This window comes from Corynebacterium tuberculostearicum (assembly GCF_016894265.1).
Classification (GTDB): Bacteria; Actinomycetota; Actinomycetes; order Mycobacteriales; family Mycobacteriaceae; genus Corynebacterium; species Corynebacterium tuberculostearicum_D.
Genome location: NZ_CP069791.1, coordinates 1,936,563 through 1,955,500 on the forward strand (window position 1 = coordinate 1,936,563; position 18,938 = coordinate 1,955,500).

An 18,938-nucleotide genomic window follows, 5' to 3' on the forward strand; every position below is an offset into this window, starting at 1 on the left:
TGCCTACTTTCCGGCCGGTGCCACAGAGTCGAGCTCGGACAAGAAGCCATCAATGGTGGAGGACTTCTTAGAGGCGTCGGAAAGCTCGCCGCCCAGAATCTTCTCCGCCAGGTTGATGGAGTTCTGGCCCATTTCGGAACGCAGCTCAGTAACAACCTGCGAGCGGGAGGCTTCCAGCTGCTTCTCGCCATTGGCGACGATGCGGCGGGACTCTTCTTCCGCGTTGGTCTTAGCCTCGGCCTCAATCTGCTTACCGCGCTCGCGCGCCTGCTCGCGGATCTCGGCTGCCTCTGCACGGGCGTCGGCCAGCTGAGCATTGTACTTTTCCAGAGCAGCCTTAGCCTCGGCCTGCTGGGCCTTGGCACGCTTCAAGCCGCCCTCGATCCGGTCTTCACGCTCCTGCAGCATCTGGCTGTACTTCGGAAGAACGAACTTCGCGAAAATCAGCAAGATGATGGCGAACGGAATGATTGACCAGACTAAGTCGTACATCTTGGGCAGGAGGATGGAGTTGCCGCTCTCCAGCGGCAGGTGCTCACTTCCTTCTGCTGCAAGGTAGTAAATGACGTTGTTCATGGGTCTCCGTTCTTAAAGTTCGATTTACTTGTGTAAAGCGTTCTTTAGAACAGGAAGCCTGCAACGAGGCCGATGAGGGCAAGTGCCTCAACGAAGGCGATACCCAGGAACATGGTGGTACGCAGCTGGCCGGCCATCTCAGGCTGGCGTGCCATGCCCTCAACGGTCTTGCCAACGAGGATGCCGATGCCCAGGCCCGGGCCGATGGTGGCCAGGCCGTAGCCGAGGGACTGAAGGCCGTCGAAGGAGGTGGTTGCTGCGTCCTGAGCCAGGATGATCTCGTTCATGTGAAAGTCGTTCCCTTTCAATGTATATCCCGCGGGAGTGTCCTGCGGGGCGGTGTTGGTTTGATTTTGGGGTATTTAGTTAACCGCGAGGTTCGCGTTGTTGTTAGTGCGAATCTGCATGCAACGACAATTCGATGTATACCGCCGTCAGCAGGGCAAAGATGTATGCCTGCAAGAAGATGACGATAAGCTCGTAAAGCGTGAACAGAACCGCTGCGACCAGGGTCAAGCCACCCACTGCGGTCCAGGCGTTGAACTGGAAGAAGAAGAAGTTCGTAGCCGAGTACAACAGGACCAAAATGAGGTGGCCAGCCAGGAAGTTCGCCATAAGACGAAGAGCCAGGGTGACTGGGCGCATAACAAACGTAGAGAAAGCCTCAATCGGCACGACAAGAATGTGCAAGGCCGGCGGCAGGTTAGGAATAACCACCGAGGACTTGATGAACTTGCCAAAGCCATAGCGCTTAGCGCCGGCGTAAATCATGGCGATATACGCAACAGCTGCCAAGACGATTGGCATACCGATACGGGCGTTCGGAGAAATGTTCAGACCCGGCACAATAGTTGTGAGGTTCCAGAACAAAACTGCAAAGAAGATAGAGGCCAAAAGTGGAAGGAAGCGACGTCCTTCCTTCTTGCCCAAGATGTCTTCTGCGATCTGAACTCGCACGAAGTCAATCGCATGCTCGCCTACGTTTTGAATTCCTTTAGGAACCAGCTTGGGGTTCCTGAAGGCGACAACAAATAGGAGCACCAGCACGGCCGCCATCAGAAGGCGAACGAGCATGATGCGATCCAAAGCGAACCAACCGTTGGCAAAATCGCTCAACCAGAGGTCAACGACTCCGCCATCATCGGTTACGTGCCCCGGGAAAAATTCTGGGTCCAGTTCGGGTGCGTGGAAGCTACCCTTCATGGCCAATGTTGTAACGCTCAGCGTTCTCTCCCGTGTTCGGGCCACACAGCTTGTCGAAGGCCGTGTGGTGCGATGGACGTCTCAAACTCTCTGCCTCACACACGGACTCCGTCGCACATCAGCGTGCGCAAGACAGGGATTCACCGCTGCGAAAGCCAGCTTTTGTGCTAGCCCGCGGTAACCCGAAGAAAAGCGTATCAGTTAGATCAAGAGTTTTCGCACGTGGGGGGCCACTAACGCCCCTAGTTTCACCGCTGCGGGCTCAATTCCGCCACAAATTCACAACAAAAAGGCCACATTCTGCCTAAATCCTGCTACGTGGAGTTCATCACACTTGCCTATTTCCCCACCTTGACGGGGGTAACCACGACAGAAACGATTGCATGCACGCAAAGCAAAAGGGCCCACCACCTTTCCTTCCAGAAAAGCGGTGGGCCCTTTAGGAGGCCTCTTCCCTACTACGAGACGTAGGTGACGCGCGAGGTAACTACTGCCCACACCTCCGTGCCCAAGGTGGCAAAAAGTGCCAGCATGACGGTTACGAACAGCGCCATGGTGTCATAGAAATCCATATCTCGGATTACGAGAAGCACCATGACCAAGACGATGACCTTGAGCAGCCAACCGCCCAGCACCACGGCCATGGTGTTGGCAGGAGTGGTATTGGCGGTCAGCAAAACCGACAAAGCGGTGAACAAGACGAAGCCGCCACCGATAGCGGCACCGACCAGGACTCCCCAAATGCCGGGGAGACCCCTGATACCGCCCCAGACGGCCAAGGAGACCACCGTGATAACCAGCAGGGCAAGACCACCCAGCTTGACCGCCCTTTGCATGGGACGGCGGTGGTCATCAAATTCCGAGGGTTGCGTAGTCGCTTGTGCTTCACTCACGGCTACACACCCTACCTCACGAGGGCTCAGATTCCTTCACCACGACGGTCTCTCGCGCGGCAGGCCCAATCTTTCCTTGGCGCAAAGGCACGAGGGTCGCCGCGAACGCGAGGAGCAAGGCAACGATGGTGACGCCAATGGCCACCGGCGCGGGCACGATGGAAAAGGACACCGCGCCGAAGGCTACGGCGGAGACCCACAGGTAAAGAACCAGCACGGTCCGGCGGTGGGTATGGCCGAGCGAGAGTAGGCGGTGATGGATGTGCGCCTTATCCGCAGAAAACGGTGACCGTCCCTGGGACAGACGGCGAATGACGGCCCAGACAAGGTCCAGGACTGGAATAAACACCGCTGCGGCCACCACGATGATGGGAGACATCAAAGCGACAATGTCCACCGTGCCGTAAAGCGACATGTTGATCTTGCCAGACGCGGAAGTCGAGGCCGCAGCGAGCAAGAGACCAATAAGCATCGAGCCAGAATCGCCCATGAAGATGCGCGACGGTTCGAAGTTATGCGGCAAGAATCCAGCGCACATTCCCACCAAGGCAGCGCTGATGATGGCCGGTGGGTAGGCCGAGACTGCACCGCCCTGGTCATGGAGAACGGTCAAGGAAAAGACCAGAATTGCCCCGCCCGCAATCATGCCAAGGCCTGCCGCTAGGCCATCGAGTCCGTCGACAAAGTTGATGGCATTGATCAGCAGAACGGTAAAGAATGCGGTAAGCAGGGTGCTTTGCAATTGGTCCAGGACGACCGTGGTGCCGCCGCCAAAGGGGATGAAAAGCAGCGTCCAGGTAAGCCCCAGCCCGCTCATCAAGGTGGCCGCGAAGAGCTGGCCAAAAAGCTTCACTATGGCACTGAGTTCCACCAGGTCATCGACCACTCCGACAAGGACTAGCGCCAGGGCGGCCCAGAGCACTGCATTCATCTCCGGAGTGACGGGCATAAAGCCCCGAGTCAAGGCTGGAAGCTGGGCTGCGAGGAATATCGCCGCGGCGAAGCCGGTAAACATGGCCACCCCACCCATGCGCGGGGTGGGCTGCGTGTGGGCGTCGCGCAGGCGAATCTCCGCCACGCGGCCGGTGCGTACCAAAAAGGAGCGCACCACACCGGTGGTGAGATACGTAAATGCTGCTGCAACGAGGATGACGAGGGCCAGCTCGCGCAGCGGGACACCACTGCCGCTCACGCGAATGCCTCCTTAAGCTTGTGGGCGGGTGCGCAGGGTCTGCGCCTCGACGCCAATGACCTCGCCGATTTCCTCGGCCGAAAGCGCGCCTTCGCGCAGGAGGTATGGGCGCTCACCGGAGAGATCAATGATGGTCGAGGGCTTGCCGACGGCCGTCTCTCCCCCATCCAAGTAAACCGTCACGGCTTTACCTAGCTGCTGCTTGGCCATAAGCGCCGTGGTTGGTGGCTGGTGGCCAGAAATATTGGCGGAGGAGACTGCCATGGGGCCAACCTCGCGCAGCAACTCGATGGCGATGGGATGCAATGGCATGCGCAGCATCACGGTGCCGCGGGTATCGCCAAGGTTCCACGGCAGCGATGGTGCTTGCGGAACGACGATGGACAGGCCACCGGGCCAGAAGGCCTCCACCAAGTCACGCGCGGTATCCGTATAGGAAGCGACCAGACCGCGAACGGTATCCCAGGAACCCACCAAAACCGGCACCGGCATATCCGGGCCACGCTGCTTGGTGGCCAGGAGGTTGGCTACGGCATCATTATCAAAGGCATCACAGCCGAGGCCATAGAGCGTATCGGTGGGCATAACCACAAGGCGACCGGATTGCGCAGCCTTGACCGCAATATTCATGCCCTCTTCGCGCTCGGCATCATCGGCGCAGTTAAAAATCTTTCCTTGCATAATCTTTTCCCCTTCTTGCCCTCAATGGTGTCTTAGTCTACCCCGCGCACCGCAGTAACAAAGCGGGGCGTTCCCGTCAGGTCCTGCAGCGCGGCGATCTGTTCAAAGCCGCCGTGTCGGGCCAACGCGGCTTGTACCGCCCCGCTCGTGGAGTCATCGTGTTCGATGGCCACCTTGCCGCCTGGGCGCACAAGGCGCGCAATGGTCGGAATAAGGCCGGTAATGACCCCCATCCCATCCGCTCCGGCAAAAACCGCGTTATGCGGGTCATGATAGACCTCTGGATCAAGATCCGGGGTTTCTGGCACGTAGGGCGGGTTGGTCACGAGGAGGTCCACGGTTCCATTCCATTCCGCCAAAGTATCGTCGGCCGTGGCATCAGCCTGAATGACCTCTACCCCGGTGTTACGGGTGTTGGCTTGGGTGTAGGCCAGGGCGGCGTCGGCAAGCTCCACTGCCTTCACCTGCGCGTCAGGCAGATAGTGGTGTAGGTAGAGCGCTAGCGCGCCCGTGCCGGTGCACAGATCTACCAGCCGCGGGCCGTCCGCGTTGCGCACCGCCCAATCCGCCATCACCTCGGTCTCCGGCCGCGGGATGAACACGCCCGAGCCCACCTTGAGCTCCAGCGGGCCGAACCAGGCGCTGCCAAGGACGTACTGCAAAGGCTCGCGGGCCTCCCGGCGGCGCAGCAGCGCATCATAGGCCACGTCGAAGCCGGGCATAGGAGCCTGATCGAGCGGGATATCCATGTGGCCGCAGTGGATGAGGTGCGCGGCCATGATGCGTGCATCCCACTCAGGGCTGGCTACCCCGGCAGCACGAAGGCGCTGCACCCCGCGGCGCAGCGCCTGTCCATACGTGTTTTCCACGCTGGTTTAACCCTCGGCTTCGAGGCGCTCGGCGCGCTCTTGGTCCTGCAGGGCCTTAATAAGGTCATGCATGTCACCGTTCAGCACGGAGTCCAAGTTATTGGCCTTGTAACCAATGCGGTGATCCGTGATGCGGTTTTCCGGCCAGTTATAGGTGCGGATGCGCTCGGAACGGTCCATGGTGCGCACCTGGGAGGCGCGCTGCTCGCCGGCCTCAGCCTCGCGGGCCTCGCGCTCCATTTGATCCAGACGGGCCTGCAGAACCTGCAGCGCACGCGCCTTATTCTGAATCTGGGAACGCTCCTTCTGACAGGTCACGATAAGCCCGGTGGGCAGGTGGGTAATACGCACCGCGGAGTCGGTGGTGTTCACGCCCTGACCGCCCTTACCGGAAGAGCGGTAGACGTCGACGCGAATATCCTTGTCATCGATATTGACGGACTCGACCTCTTCCGGCTCCGGGTAGACCAGCACGCCGGCGGCAGAGGTCTGGATGCGGCCCTGGGACTCAGTGACCGGAACGCGCTGTACGCGGTGCACGCCGCCCTCAAACTTGAATACGGACCATGCACCATCGCGCGACGGGGACTTGGAGCGGAAGGAAATCGTCATATCCTTCACGCCGCCCAAATCGGACTCATTGAGGCCCAAGACCTCCCAATTAAAGCCCGTCTTATCCGCATAGCGCTCATACATGCGGGCCAAGTCGCCGGCAAAGAGGGCTGCTTCTTCGCCGCCCGCGCCGGCCTTGATTTCCATAATGATGTCCTCGGAATCCTGCTCATCACGCGGCGCGAGCAGATCAGCGAGCTTTTCTTCCAAGCTCTCCACGGACTTTTCTAGGCGGTCCGCTTCCTCCTGGAAGTCATGGTCCTCATAAGCCATCTCCTTGGCGTCAGCGAGATCCTCGCGCGCCTGGGTCAGCTCATCATTGACCATGATGATGGGGCGCAGTTCCGCGTAGCGCTTGGAAAGCTTGCGGAATTGCTTCTGGTCGCCGGCTACCTCCGGATCGGCCATCTGCATCTCAATGCCCTGGTACTCGGACACGATGTCATCAACGAGTGAAACCTGATTAGACATAATCTTCTTCATCCTTATCCGCAGCCATCGGGGCCGAGGAGGCCACCTGCATCAAGAACTCGCCATTGGAGCGGGTCTTCTTCAGCTGCTTAATGAGCAGGTCAATGGCCTGGTGGGAATCCAGGGCGGAGAGGATGCGACGCAGCTTGGTCATGATGCGTGCCTCCTCTGGAACGAGCAGCAGCTCGTCCTTACGGGTGCCGGACGGGTTGACATCCACGGCCGGGAAGACGCGGCGCTCGGAGATGCCACGATCCAGCTTCAGCTCGGCGTTGCCCGTGCCCTTGAATTCCTCGAAGATGACGGTATCGCCGGTAGAGCCGGTCTCCACCATGGCGGTGGCGATAATCGTCAGCGAACCGCCCTCTTCGATATTGCGGGCGGCACCCAGGAAGCGCTTTGGTGGGTAGAGCGCATTGGAGTCCACACCGCCGGAGAGAATGCGGCCAGAAGCCGGGGAAGAATTGTTATAAGCGCGGCCCAGGCGGGTAATGGAATCCAGCAGGACCACGACGTCCTTGCCCTGCTCCACCAGGCGCTTGGCGCGCTCGATAGCCAGCTCCGCCACGGAGGTGTGCTCTGATGGCGGGCGGTCAAAGGTGGAGGCAATTACCTCACCGTTGACGGAGCGCTGCATGTCCGTAACTTCCTCAGGACGCTCGTCTACGAGGACGACCATGAGGTAGCACTCCGGGTTATTGGTAGAAATCGCGTTGGCGATATTCTGCAGAATCGTCGTCTTACCGGCCTTTGGCGGGGAGACGATAAGCGCGCGCTGGCCCTTACCAATCGGCATGATGAGGTCAATGACGCGGGTGGTGAGGATCTTCGGATCCGTTTCCAAACGCAAGCGCTTATTCGGGTACAGCGGGGTGAGCTTATTAAAGTGCGGGCGCTGCTTTGCGCCTTCCGGATCGATGCCGTTGACGGTATCGACCTGTACCAGCTGGTTGTACTTGCGGCGGTTGCGGCCATTGCCGTGCGTATGCGTCGGGCCGGAGACCTTGACCTGGCCGGTGATGGCGTCACCAGAGCGCAGGCCCAGGCGGCGGACGATGCCGTTGTTCACAAAGACGTCGGAAGCCGCGGCACGGTAGCCCGTGGTGCGCAGGAAAGCGACATTATTGTCTACGACGTCCAAGATGCCGCCGACGGCCTGCAGCTCATCGCCCTCGCGGACCTGCAAATCGTTGCCGCCGTTATTGTCATTGTTATTTCCGCGCCCGCGGCGGTTGCGGCGGTTGCGGCGCCCACGGCGGTTGCCGCGCTCGTGGTTATTGTTGTCCTCATGGCGGTTGCCGCGCTGCTTATTATCGCCGCGGTCATTCTTCTCGCCCTGACTATCGGAGCCGTCCTGGGAGTTTTTGTCGCGGCTGTCCTTAGTGCCGCCCTGCTCCTCGTTGCGGTTGCGCTCCTCGCGCTCTTGGCGTTCCTGGCGCTCCTGACGCTCTTGGCGGCGGGCGCGGTTGCGGCGAGCGCGGCGGGCCTGGGAGCGCGACTCATAGCGCTGCTCCTCACCAGAGCCCTGCTGGCGATTATCCTTCTTCTCGCTGGATTCTTCCTGCTTTTCCGCCTTGTGCGGCGCTTCATCCTGCGCCTTATTGCGCGGCTTATCTGCCTTCTCAGGCTTCTCTGCCTTGTCCGCCTTTTCTACCTGAGCGGCCTTTTCCACCTTGGCCTTGGCCTTAGGCGGAACCTGTCCGGTCTTGATGGCGGTGATGAGATCCCCCTTGCGCAGGGCAGAGACACCACGTAGGCCGCGCTCTGCGGCCATTTTGCGCAATTCCGGCAGCTTCAGGGATGCAAGATCCTGTGCTGCGGTGTTGTCCGTTTCGCTCACGGATATCCTTTCGTTGCTTGACCAGGTCCGATTATGCGGGAGCCGCCGCAGCCTATGCTCGCGGCGTTGCACTGGAAGCCAATGTGTATTTTTCTAGGACTTCTCGCCCTCGTGCCAAGGCGCATGCGCGTCCTGCCGGGCAATAAGTATGAGGCCTCTTCCGTGTCCTCGAGGAGACTTCGCACAGCTAGTGCGCGAACCGGAAGAAATCAAGAAACGACTGCGGGCAAAAATACTTCTCTGGGCCCGAATGCATAGGAAAGGGGAGCTAAAACTTTCCGGTTTCCTACCAGTCGCGAACAAGTATAACGCATAGGGCGCAACGCCCGCACCATGACACCGCTACAGTAGAGGCATGCTTTCCACGATGATGGATATCCCCCTCTCCCTGACCCGCATTTTGGAATACGGTGCCTCAGTACACGGGGACACTACGGTTACCACCTGGCACGGTGAGGGCACCGGCTCGGAATTCGATCCGGCCGAGGAAGTTACCTTCCGCGATATCGCTGCCCGCGCCGCCGCGTTCGCCCACGCCATTCACGATGAATTGGGTATCACCAGCGATGAGCGCGTGGGCAGCTTTATGTGGAATTGCGCCGAACACTTGGAGGTAATGTTCGGCACCGCCTGCAAGGGCGCGATTTTTGCCCCGCTGAATAAACAGCTGATGAATGACCAGATTCGCCACATTATTAACCATGCGGAAATCTCCGCCATCGTCTGCGATCCCCGCCTGGCGCAGCAGCTGGGCAAGGTGCTCGTGGGCACCAACTCCGTGGGAAGCGTCATCATCACCGGCGCCCAACCAGCGCAGCAATTTGCCCACCTTTTCCCCCGCGGGGTTGAGGTGTATTCCTATGAGGCTCTTATCGACGGCCGCTCAACCGTCTATGACTGGCCCGAACTAGATGAGCGCACGGCCGCGGCGCTGTGCTATTCCACGGGCACCACGGGCGCTCCCAAGGGAGTGCTGTATTCGCACCGGTCCCTCTACCTGGAGGCCATGCAGCTGCGTTCCTCGGACTCGCTGTGCATTACCCACGGCGAGACCTTCCTGTGCTGCATTCCTATCTGCCACGTGCTCAGCTGGGGCGTTCCCTTCACCTGCTTCATGACGGGCACCCCGCTGGTGCTTCCCGACGCCGACGTGTCCGCCCCCACCCTAGCCAAGGCCATCGCCGCTACCTCTCCGCGCGTGGCACACGGTGTGCCCACCATCTGGATCCAGCTCTTTGTCCACTACATGCACCATCCACCAGAGCGCATGACGCTCACCGAGATCTATGCCGGCGGCTCCCCCGTCCCGCCGACGCTGATCAAGATGTGGGAGGAGCGCTACGGCGTCGATGTGGTCCACGTGTGGGGCATGGTGGAAACCTCCACCGTAGGCAGCGTTGCCCGCCCGCCCCAGGGCGCCTCCGGCGATACCCGCTGGGCCTACCGCGTGTCCCAGGGCCGCATCCCCGCCTCGCTGGAATACCGCGTGGTCAATGATGGGCAAGTCGTCGCTCGCACCGACCGCAATGCCGGCGAGCTGCAGGTGCGCGGCAACCTGGTCACCGGTTCCTACTACCACTCGCCCACCGCTGAGCCGGGCGAAATCGCCTCCGAATTCCGCGGCAGACAAGTCGAGGCCGCGGAGGATAAGTTCACCGCCGATGGCTGGCTGCGCACTGGCGACGTCGGCTCAGTTACCAAAGACGGCTTCCTTACCGTGGAGGACCGCGCCCGCGATGTCATTCGCTCCGGCGGCGAATGGATCTATTCCGTGCAGCTAGAAAACCTCATCATGTCTGACGAGCTTGTCGTCGAGGCCGCCGTGATTGGCTACCCCGATAAGCAATGGGTCGAGCGCCCACTCGCCGTCACAGTATTGGCCGAGGGCGCCTCACCCACCATCGAGACCGCGGAGCGCCTGCGCGCCAGCATGCGCAAGGAACTGCCGAGCTGGATGCTGCCGGAGTATTGGACCTTTGTGAAGTCCATCGATAAGACATCCGTGGGCAAGTTCGATAAGAAAGATTTGCGCGCCCACCTGGCAGAGGGCGAGTACAACATCATCCGGCTGAAGGGGCCAGGCGAATCGCAACGCCTCACCGCCATCGAGGACGCCGATTTAAGCCGGGAAAACTAGGAATAATTTCCTTTCCGTAGCCGTTGCAGCTTGGTGTACCTCGTCCCCTCTCTTAGACTGGCACCAATGACCTCTTCCTCCCAGCAGCCCGTGGTTTCCCTGCCCCTGCCTACCGTGGGCCGAGCGAGACCGCCGGCGGATCTGCCTGCACCGGCCGCTGATGGCACACGCGCATTGCTGGATCGCTATGGACGCCAAGCTCGCGACCTGCGCGTCTCGCTGACGGATCGCTGCAACCTGCGCTGCACCTATTGCATGCCGGCCGAAGGCTTGGAGTGGATGCCCACAGAGCAAACCTTGAGCGATGAGGAAACCATCCGGCTGATCCGGATAGGCGTCGGCAAGCTGGGCATCCGCCAAGTGCGTTTTACCGGTGGCGAGCCCCTGCTGCGCAAGTCGCTGGAGAAGATTATTGCCGCGACCAAGCAGCTGCGCACCGACCAAGGCCGCTCCCCATCCACCGCGCTGACCACCAACGGGCTTGGCTTGGAAAAGCGCGCCGGCGCCCTCGCCGCGGCCGGGCTCGACCGCATCAATATCTCGCTCGACACCATCGACCGCGAGCGCTACGCCGCACTCACCCGCCGCGACCGCCTTGACCACGTGTTGCAGGCCATCGCCGCCGCGGATGCCGCGGGCCTGCACCCCATCAAGATCAACGCCGTGGTCATGCCCGGGGTCAACGAAGAAGACATCGTTCCGCTGGCGGATTATGCCGTCCACCATGGCGCCCAGCTCCGCTTCATCGAGCAGATGCCGCTCGGGCCCCGCGAGCAATGGCGCCGCGAAGACATGGTCACGGCCGAAGACATCCTCGCCCGCCTGCGCACCCATTTTTCCATGGAGCCGGCACGCGAACCGCGCGGTTCCGCCCCCGCCGCCCTATGGGAGGTCAGCGCTCCGAATGGCACGCGCGGCACGCTGGGCATCATTGCCTCGGTCACCCACCCCTTCTGCGGCGATTGCGACCGCACCCGCCTTACTACCGATGGCGCCATTCGCAATTGCCTCTTTGGCAATTCCGAAACCCCACTGCGAGACCTGCTGCGCTCCGGCGCGAGCGATGAGGACATCATGGAGGCTTGGGCCGGGGAAATGTGGACCAAAAAGCCCGGTCATGGCATTGATGACGAGGGCTTTCTCCAACCAGACCGTCCGATGTCCGCCATTGGCGGCTAACCTGAGTCTTATGTCCACGCCCCGCAGCATCTCCGCGCACCTCGATGCCGTACTCGCGCTGGCTTCCACTCCACCGGCCGAGTCCGCGCCTGTCGACGCCTCCCTCAGCGGCCGCGTCCTCGCCACCGACGCCACCGCGCGCTTCCCCGTGCCGCCCCATGCCAATTCGGCGATGGATGGCTTCCTCGTCCATGCCGCGGATCTTTCCTCCACCGCGCCATGGACCCTCCCCGTCGCCGGCGATGTACCGGCCGGCGCGGCTCCCATCGCCGTGCCCGCGGGCCACGCCGTTCGCATCATGACCGGTGCCCCCGTGGCCGATACCTCAGGAATGCTCGTCGTTCCCGTGGAAAACACCACCACCCCGTCCGGCCCGGTAGCACTTCCTCACGAGGTCACCATCACGGAGGCCCCCACCAAATCGCATATCCGCCCAGCCGGCGAGGACATCCAGCCCGGCGCGCCAGTCGCCACCGCCGGCACGCTTATCGACGCCGCCGTCATCGCCGCCCTCACCTCCTCCGGCGTATATACCGTTACGGCCTACCGGCGCCCACGCATCGCGGTCATCTCCTCCGGCGAAGAACTCGTCTCTTCCCCAGTAGAGCTCGCCCCCGGCCAACTACCGGATTCCAATGGCCCGATGCTCGCTGCCCTCTCCGGCGCAGATACGCACGTGCACGTGGGCGACAACCCCGCCGAGCTGTCCGCTGCGCTCGATCAGTTGTCCCCGTCCCACGACCTCATCCTCACCTCAGGTGGCGTGTCAGCCGGCGCCTTCGACGTCGTGCACACCGTACTCGGGCGCACGGATTCCGCGTGGTTTGGGCACGTCGACCAGCGCCCGGGTGCCCCGCAGGGCTACTCCCTGTGGAATGACACCCCGGTGCTGTGCTTGCCCGGCAATCCCGTGGCAGCCTTCGTCGATTTCCAGCTTTATGCCCGGCCACTTATCGCCGCACTGTCCGGTCACCCCGCGCCACGCCAGCGGGTCAACCTGCACGCTCGAGTGGAGTCTCCCCTTCCCGCCTCCCGCGGCCGGCCGACCATTGTTCCCGTCACCGTAGACTTTCAGGCAGCGCCCGCCATCACCTCGCACCTACCCCACGGCAGCCACCGCGTGGTGTCGCTGGCCGGCACCAATGGCTTCTGCCTCATCGACTCCGAGCCGCCGGCCATGGGCGAGGACATCACCGTTTATCTGTATTAAGGAGCAACCATGGAATTTACCCACCTGAACTCTGACGGCGCCGCCTACATGGTCGACGTCACCGAGAAGCAGCCCACGGTGCGCACCGCCACCGCTGAGGGCGAGGTTGCCTGTTCTCCGGAGGTCATGACCGCTTTGCGCGATGGCACTGTACCCAAGGGCGATGTCCTCGCGGTAGCCCGCATTGCCGGAATCTCGGCCGCCAAGAAGGTCCCCGAGCTGCTTCCACTGGCACATACCATCGGCGTACACGGCTGCGCAGTGGAGCTCACGCTTGCCGACGACCACGTTTCCATCTCCGCAACCGTCCGCACCGCCGACCGCACCGGCGTGGAAATGGAGGCGCTGACGGCCGTAAACGTATCCGCGCTCGCGATCATCGACATGGTCAAGGGCGTGGACCGCTCCGCGTATATCCGCCGCTGCGGAATCGTGGCGAAATCCGGCGGCCGCTCTGGGGACTGGTCCCGCACCCTCCCGGAGTCCTAATGCTCGGCGCGGTCATCCTCGCCGGCGGCCACGGCAGGCGCATGGGCGGCGCCGATAAAGCCTCCCTTTCCGCCCACGGCACGCGCTTTATCAACCGCCTGCTCGCCCAGCTTCCCTACGGCACCCCGACCGTGGCCGTCTCCCCGCATCGCCTCGGCCTGCCCCAGGTGTGCGAGTCACCGCTCTACGGTGGTCCCGTCGCCGGCATCGCGGCCGGCGCACAGGCGTTATCCCATTGCTCCGAGCTCGCCCTCTTCGCCGTGGATGCCCCCGATTCGCCGCTACTGCTTCCCCGCCTGCACTCGGCCCTCGTCTCCTCCTCGGCCGATGCCGTCCTCACCCGTGCCGCCGACGGATACCTCCAGCCGCTGTGTTCCCTCTGGCGCGCTCCCGCGCTCCACTCTCAGCTCGAATCCCTTCCTACGACTCGGAACGTCTCCGTCCGCCGCCTCATCCGTGGCGCCAACTTCATCGAGATTCCCGGCACCGGCGCCGAACGCGACTACGACACCCGTGCGGAGCTGCGCGAGGTTCCTGCGTTCCCTCCCCACACCGCCCTTCGCGCTCACCGGCAGCCGCTCGGCTAGTCCTCCACTTCCGCCGGTGACCGCCAAGGGAGAAGTCTCCGCCTCCCCTCCCTTCGCGCTCACTGAGAGCCGCAGCAAGCGCGAAATCGCCGCCTCCGTGAGCGCGAGGGGTGGACGAATACACAAACCCGCCCTTCGCGCTCACGGTGGGCATCAAATGTGACCACGAACGGTCGCTGGTAAGCGCGAAGGGCGGGAGGAGCGGGAGGGGCCGTACCGCTGGAGGGCTACTCGGTAACGATGAACTTGCCGTGCTGGCCCTTCTCCGCGTTAGTCATGATGTGATTGACAAAGGAATAGGTACCGGGCTCGTTGAAGGTCATCTCGACGAATCCGCCTTGCGCCGGGAGGAGGTCTAGGGCTTGCGAGCCGGTCGAGTCCTCATTCTTGATGAGGTAAGCGCCTTCCTTGTAGGCGGTATCGAATTGCTCGCCCACAACGTGGAAGCTCAACGGCTGGTCGGGGCCTAGGTTGGTCAACCACAGGCGGACGGTATCGCCTACCTTGGCCTTGATGGGCTCTGCATCGTATTGGCCAGGGTAGTAATTGAAGGCCATGAGGTCGAAGCGGCCGTCGGCAACGCGCTGGGCGTCGGCGCCGGTGGATTCCTCGCCCAGGAAGACGTCAGTAGCCATGAGGTTATACTCCGCGTCAACGGGCTTGAGGTCCGGCGGATCGATGATGACATTGCCGGCCATGCCGTTGGCGATGTGGAGGGACATGGGCATCGTGGAGCAGTGATACATCCAGATGCCGGAGCGGTTCGCGGTGAACTTGTAGGTCAATTCCTCGCCCGGCTGGATGGATTTCATGGTCTTATCTGGGTTGACCTCGCCGGCGTGGAAGTCAATGGAGTGGGCCATGGAGCCCTCGTTCTTGATGGTTATTTCGAACTTATCGCCCACCTTGCCGCGCAGGGTGGGCCCAGGGGCTTGGCCGTTGAAGAGCCAGCGCATCTGCTTGATGCCGGGGGCAACCTCCACGACTTCCTCGGTCATCGTCCAGGTCTCTTTGTGCGTCTTCGTCTCAGCGGCCGGCTGCAAGGACGCATCGAAAGCGGAAAAATCATCGCGCTGTGCGCCGAGTTCGGCGGCGGTTGGCACGTCTACGTGCGGGTTGCTAGCTGAGGACACCGCATGGTCATGTCCTGCAGCGGCGCCGTCTCCCACGTTGACTTGGAAGGTCATGCCCTGCATCTTGTGGCCGGCGATGGTGCAATAGCCTTCCTCGGAGGAGTCGATGACTCCGGCGTCGAGTTGGACGGTCTCGCCGGGGTCGACGCGGCCGGTTTCGGCGTCGCCAATCTTGAGGTCATGGACTTGGTCGCCGGAGTTGGTGAAGTTGACCACCAGGTGGGTGCCGGGCTCGATGTCGATGGACGAGGGCGTAAAGGCCATGCCATCTACGCCCACGTCAATGGTCTGCGTTTCGCCAGAGGATACCGGTGCCGCGGACTCCGAGCCCTTACCAGTGGAATTGACCACCGCGAGCGCGATGACCGCCGCCAGCGCGATGCCGATGAGCAGCCACGAGGCCCATGATGAATCCTTCGGCGCGGGCTTTTCCGCAGGTTGTGAGGAAGAAACGCTCAGCATTTAACTCTCCAGTCTTTTCTTAAGGTAGATGGCTCGGCCGACGGCGAAAACGTTGGCGGCAAGGCCTATCCCCATCATGATAAGCCCGGCCACGGTAGCGCCCAGCAATGTCAGCAGTCCGCCCACGTTGATAAGCAGCAGGCGGGCGTAGCCGGTGCGCTCCGCGCTATTAGGGTGCGCGCCGGTCAAGATGGGAAGCAGGTGGTGCAGGACGCCGGTGACCAACTGCAAGAGGCCGGCACCGAGGAAGGCGGGCAGCAAAACCAGCGTGATGGTGCGCGGGTAGGCGCCCACCGCTGCGGAAATGGCGTCACCGGCACACAGCGCCAGCATCCACAGCAGTCCGGCGATAACGGCAACGGTGGCGGTGGTCAGCCGCGGCGAGCGCCCCATGACGGTGGCAAGCACCGGCTGGATGATGAGCACCGCCGCGAGGACCACGAGCAGTTGGGCCACGCCTGCGGCGCGGGTAAGGCCCACCGCGTACAGCGCCATCGCCAAGGCCAGGCCAACGCAGTGCACGATGAGCGCGCGAGTACACCGCGCGCGAGCGGTGGGCGAAATCGCGGTGGCCGATAGCGTGGGGAGCAACGTGACCACCGTGCCGATGACGGTCAGCCACGCGAAACCCCAAATCATGCCGCGCGAGTGGGCACCGACGAGGAGGGAATACTCGCCTACCCCATTACCGCTCAGGATGACGAGCACCACGGAGGCAATCATGAACACGGCCGCCGCGATATAAAAGGGCACGGTCACGGCAAAAGAACCAGACAATGAGCCGCGCAGGCGCCGCGCGATGAACCACAGGTGCCAGGTGAGGGCGGCGATGATGAGGGCAGAGGCGGCGTCGGCAAGCGGGCCCCAGTCATACCCTGCCCTATCAATGAGCAGCAAGATAAGCCCGAGCTGCACTAGGCCCACGCGACTGCCGACGCCCCGGTAGTCCCCGCCCGCAGTCCGGGTCAAGGCCTCGGTGAAATGAGTGGAAAAGACGATGATTGCCGTGGTCAGCGCGCCAATGGTGAAGGGATGGATGATATCCCACCACACCACAGGAGCGCCCAAAGAGCCAGCGATGAGTAGGCCGAGACCAATAAGGATCCACAAGCCGATAATGGCGGCGCTCAGGGTATGCCAGCGGCCCCGCGCGGCTAGGGACACGTCATGAATGCGCACGGCGCGACTCCTTTCCGGTCAGGACAATCCCGCAGGCGAGAAAAACTAACACTGCGATTATCGTAACCACCCCGCCGGTGCGGAGGGCAGTGGTGTGCTCGGCGCAATCGGCAAGGATGCGCAACGCGAGGCCGCCATGCAAGAGCGCCACCGGCACATAGAGCACCGGGTGGTACGGCAACCGGCGGCGGATGACGGAGGTGAAGATGATGGGCGCGTGCGCGAAAATCATGGACATGACAAAGCCCAAGAATATGGCGTGCACTGAGGCATCATAGGCAAAGCCGGTGGACTGTCCGTGCAGCAGCCAGAGGTAACCGCCGAGGGCGAGCCAGCCGTAGCCGGCCAACATGCACGCCGCCGAGTAGCGCGGCAGGCCGTGAGAGCGCACCAGATTCTTGGCCACGTCTACCCGCGCGGTGGCCGCAGCGATGGCGATGAGCACCAAGCCCATGGCGCGATAGCCCACCGCTGGGGCAAGCACGTAGATGACGCTGGCTGCCGCCAGCCCCAGAACCAGAAGGGTGAGGTGGTTTTCGGCGCGGGTTCCGGCCATGGTGACGCGCGCTAGTTCCATGCGCTCGCCGATGATGGTGGCCACCGCATAGAGGACGCACAACGGCATCGCCGCGGCGAACCCCGGGCCCATGGCCCACAGGGCAGCTGCTGCTATTCCCCCGATAACTCCGGCTGCCTGCACCAGGATCGCGAGGCTCGCCTGACGGCGATAGATGGTGGCGTAAATGAAACCAAGGACAAGGAAGCTGGCGGCAAAACACACGGCCGGGACCGCCCGTGGCAGGCCGGCGAGAATGCCCAGCACGCCGGCAACGTGGCAGACGGGCCCGGCCCACGCCCAGGAGGTGCGCACTGCAACGGTGCGCTCAAGGCCGATGGCTCCGCCCACGAAACCGAAGACCATGAGTGGTCCGTGATCGGCAGCGAAGGACGCGCCAGGGGTGGCGGTTAACCCCAATAGGGTGGCGCCCGCAGCCAGGCCTACCAGCAGCGATAGGCCTGCGAAGGCGAGGAAGATGAGGCGATGCGCCACGCTATTATTTTGCACGGGTTTTATCGTACTAATATTGCTAACAGAGCGAAACTCGCACCCCTTAAGAAAGGACCACTCGCTATGCAACTGCCCATCTCCGATGCCAATAAGCCACACTCCATCCCAACTCTGAATGCCTCCGAGATTCCGCACGCCGTTCGCCACGGCGCCATCCACGGCGCACTGGGCACCCTCAACGTGGGCGAATCCATGATCCTCATCGCCCCACATAATCCGGTTCCCCTGCTCAAGGAGGTCGAGGCCCGCGAGGAGAGCTTCGAGCTGGACTACCTCAAGGAAGAAGAAAACGACTTCCACATCAAGTTCACCCGCGTGAGCTAAACCCTCACGGGGCGGAGGGCTATCCTGGATAGGTCACACTACCGCCGTAGAAGGAGCCCTCCGCAGATGAAGAAGCGCGCCGCCGCACTCCTCGCCGCCCTCGCATTCGCGCTTACATCCTGCGCTCCCCCAACGTCAACGACCTCCACCCAGGACGCGGATGCTGCCACGCTCAATGTCTTGGTTGCATCCTCCACCCGCGTCATCAATGAGAAACTCACTCAGCGCGCAGGCCAGCTGGAGCCGCCAGTGAATCTGAGCTTTGACAATGGCGGCTCCTCCGATTTGGTAAGCAAGCTGCGCGAGGGCGCCCCGGCCGATCTTCTCCTCACGGCTTCGAAAAAGACCATGGATAAGGCGGTGCAGGATGGCACGGTTGCCACGCCCGAGGTGCTTGCCACCAATGTCATGGTCATGGTCGTGCCCAAGGGCAACCCGGCGGGAATCCATTCCGTGGAGGATCTGCCCCACTCCGACCACTTCGTGCTCTGCGATCCCCAAGTTCCCTGCGGCGATATCTCCTCCCAGATCATCTCTGATAAGCGCCTGGACGTCCATCCATCCTCCCAAGAACGCCAGGTAGCCGACGTTTTAGGAAAGGTCGCCTCGGGCGAGGCGGATGCTGGGTGGGTCTATTCCACCGATGCCGCCGCGGCCGGCGATGATGTCGAGGTGATTGACATTCCTGGGGCAGAGAAATTCACTAACCAGATTGTGGGCGCCGTTACCGCAGAAGCATCCCACCCCGACCAGGCTCGCGCGGTGCTCGATATCTTGAGCGGCGACTTTGCGTCCACCTGGCGCGAGCGCGGCTTCACCCCGGCGGAGTAGA

General features: G+C 62.2%; 19 protein-coding genes. 7 read left to right on the top strand and 12 right to left on the bottom strand.

Going from position 1 to position 18,938, the window contains the following annotated elements; all coding sequences use genetic code 11:
- Positions 1–3: 3 nt before the first annotated feature.
- The 9 genes from I6J28_RS09245 to rho form a co-directional block, all read right to left on the bottom strand.
- Positions 4–576, bottom strand: a complete 573-nt coding sequence (locus I6J28_RS09245; RefSeq protein WP_049361380.1) for a F0F1 ATP synthase subunit B — start codon at positions 574–576, stop codon at positions 4–6.
- A gap of 44 nt (positions 577–620) precedes the next feature.
- Positions 621–863 carry an ATP synthase F0 subunit C gene (locus tag I6J28_RS09250; RefSeq protein ID WP_049361381.1) on the bottom strand — a complete coding sequence of 81 codons (243 nt, stop codon included), beginning with the start codon at positions 861–863 and terminating at the stop codon, positions 621–623.
- Between the two features lie 103 nt (positions 864–966).
- On the bottom strand, positions 967–1,779 hold the full coding sequence (atpB, locus tag I6J28_RS09255; RefSeq protein WP_049361382.1) for a F0F1 ATP synthase subunit A: 813 nt from the start codon (positions 1,777–1,779) through the stop codon (positions 967–969).
- Between the two features lie 458 nt (positions 1,780–2,237).
- Positions 2,238–2,615, bottom strand: coding sequence for a hypothetical protein (locus tag I6J28_RS09260; protein ID WP_239191637.1), 378 nt, complete (start codon positions 2,613–2,615; stop codon positions 2,238–2,240).
- 73 nt (positions 2,616–2,688) lie between these two features.
- Positions 2,689–3,864, bottom strand: coding sequence for a glycosyltransferase family 4 protein (locus I6J28_RS09265; RefSeq protein ID WP_179386378.1), 1,176 nt, complete (start codon positions 3,862–3,864; stop codon positions 2,689–2,691).
- 12 nt (positions 3,865–3,876) lie between these two features.
- A complete protein-coding gene (locus tag I6J28_RS09270) occupies positions 3,877–4,545 on the bottom strand; it encodes an L-threonylcarbamoyladenylate synthase (RefSeq protein WP_204609415.1) in 669 nt (222 codons plus the stop codon).
- A gap of 32 nt (positions 4,546–4,577) precedes the next feature.
- Positions 4,578–5,414 (bottom strand): peptide chain release factor N(5)-glutamine methyltransferase, encoded by an 837-nt coding sequence (gene prmC, locus I6J28_RS09275; protein ID WP_204609419.1) that lies wholly within the window; start codon positions 5,412–5,414, stop codon positions 4,578–4,580.
- A gap of 6 nt (positions 5,415–5,420) precedes the next feature.
- Positions 5,421–6,497: a peptide chain release factor 1 gene (prfA, locus tag I6J28_RS09280; protein WP_198492893.1), complete on the bottom strand. Its 1,077-nt coding sequence runs from the start codon at positions 6,495–6,497 to the stop codon at positions 5,421–5,423.
- The gene (rho, locus tag I6J28_RS09285; protein WP_204609421.1) at positions 6,490–8,337 is read right to left on the bottom strand and encodes a transcription termination factor Rho; all 1,848 of its coding nucleotides are present in this window, start codon (positions 8,335–8,337) and stop codon (positions 6,490–6,492) included. The genes prfA and rho overlap by 8 nt, the downstream gene beginning before the upstream one ends.
- Before the next feature lie 355 nt (positions 8,338–8,692).
- Between rho and I6J28_RS09290 the strand changes: the two genes are divergently transcribed.
- The 5 genes from I6J28_RS09290 to mobA all read left to right on the top strand — a co-directional run bounded on the left by I6J28_RS09290 (position 8,693) and on the right by mobA (position 13,939).
- Positions 8,693–10,474 carry a long-chain fatty-acid--CoA ligase gene (locus tag I6J28_RS09290; RefSeq protein ID WP_204609423.1) on the top strand — a complete coding sequence of 594 codons (1,782 nt, stop codon included), beginning with the start codon at positions 8,693–8,695 and terminating at the stop codon, positions 10,472–10,474.
- A gap of 66 nt (positions 10,475–10,540) precedes the next feature.
- Positions 10,541–11,653, top strand: a complete 1,113-nt coding sequence (gene moaA, locus I6J28_RS09295; protein WP_204609425.1) for a GTP 3',8-cyclase MoaA — start codon at positions 10,541–10,543, stop codon at positions 11,651–11,653.
- Between the two features lie 10 nt (positions 11,654–11,663).
- Positions 11,664–12,863 carry a molybdopterin molybdotransferase MoeA gene (locus I6J28_RS09300; RefSeq protein WP_204609427.1) on the top strand — a complete coding sequence of 400 codons (1,200 nt, stop codon included), beginning with the start codon at positions 11,664–11,666 and terminating at the stop codon, positions 12,861–12,863.
- Between the two features lie 9 nt (positions 12,864–12,872).
- Positions 12,873–13,352, top strand: a complete 480-nt coding sequence (gene moaC, locus I6J28_RS09305) for a cyclic pyranopterin monophosphate synthase MoaC (RefSeq protein ID WP_198492889.1) — start codon at positions 12,873–12,875, stop codon at positions 13,350–13,352.
- The gene (gene mobA / locus I6J28_RS09310; RefSeq protein WP_204609429.1) at positions 13,352–13,939 is read left to right on the top strand and encodes a molybdenum cofactor guanylyltransferase; all 588 of its coding nucleotides are present in this window, start codon (positions 13,352–13,354) and stop codon (positions 13,937–13,939) included. Before moaC ends, mobA begins: the two co-directional genes overlap by 1 nt.
- Positions 13,940–14,166: 227 nt before the next feature.
- Here mobA and I6J28_RS09315 read toward each other — a convergent pair whose 3' ends face one another.
- Genes I6J28_RS09315 through I6J28_RS09325 form a run of 3 tightly spaced genes read right to left on the bottom strand, consistent with a single transcriptional unit; the run spans position 14,167 to position 17,779 of the window.
- A complete protein-coding gene (locus I6J28_RS09315; protein WP_204609431.1) occupies positions 14,167–15,534 on the bottom strand; it encodes a multicopper oxidase domain-containing protein in 1,368 nt (455 codons plus the stop codon).
- Positions 15,535–16,713, bottom strand: coding sequence for a beta-carotene 15,15'-monooxygenase (locus I6J28_RS09320; protein WP_204609433.1), 1,179 nt, complete (start codon positions 16,711–16,713; stop codon positions 15,535–15,537).
- Positions 16,700–17,779, bottom strand: a complete 1,080-nt coding sequence (locus I6J28_RS09325) for a hypothetical protein (protein WP_204609435.1) — start codon at positions 17,777–17,779, stop codon at positions 16,700–16,702. The genes I6J28_RS09320 and I6J28_RS09325 overlap by 14 nt, the downstream gene beginning before the upstream one ends.
- A 66-nt stretch (positions 17,780–17,845) precedes the next feature.
- On the opposite strand from I6J28_RS09325, the gene I6J28_RS09330 reads away from it, so the two are divergent.
- A complete protein-coding gene (locus tag I6J28_RS09330; protein WP_040425040.1) occupies positions 17,846–18,106 on the top strand; it encodes a DUF2249 domain-containing protein in 261 nt (86 codons plus the stop codon).
- Between the two features lie 66 nt (positions 18,107–18,172).
- Positions 18,173–18,937, top strand: a complete 765-nt coding sequence (gene modA / locus I6J28_RS09335; RefSeq protein WP_204609437.1) for a molybdate ABC transporter substrate-binding protein — start codon at positions 18,173–18,175, stop codon at positions 18,935–18,937.
- Position 18,938 lies beyond the last annotated feature (1 nt).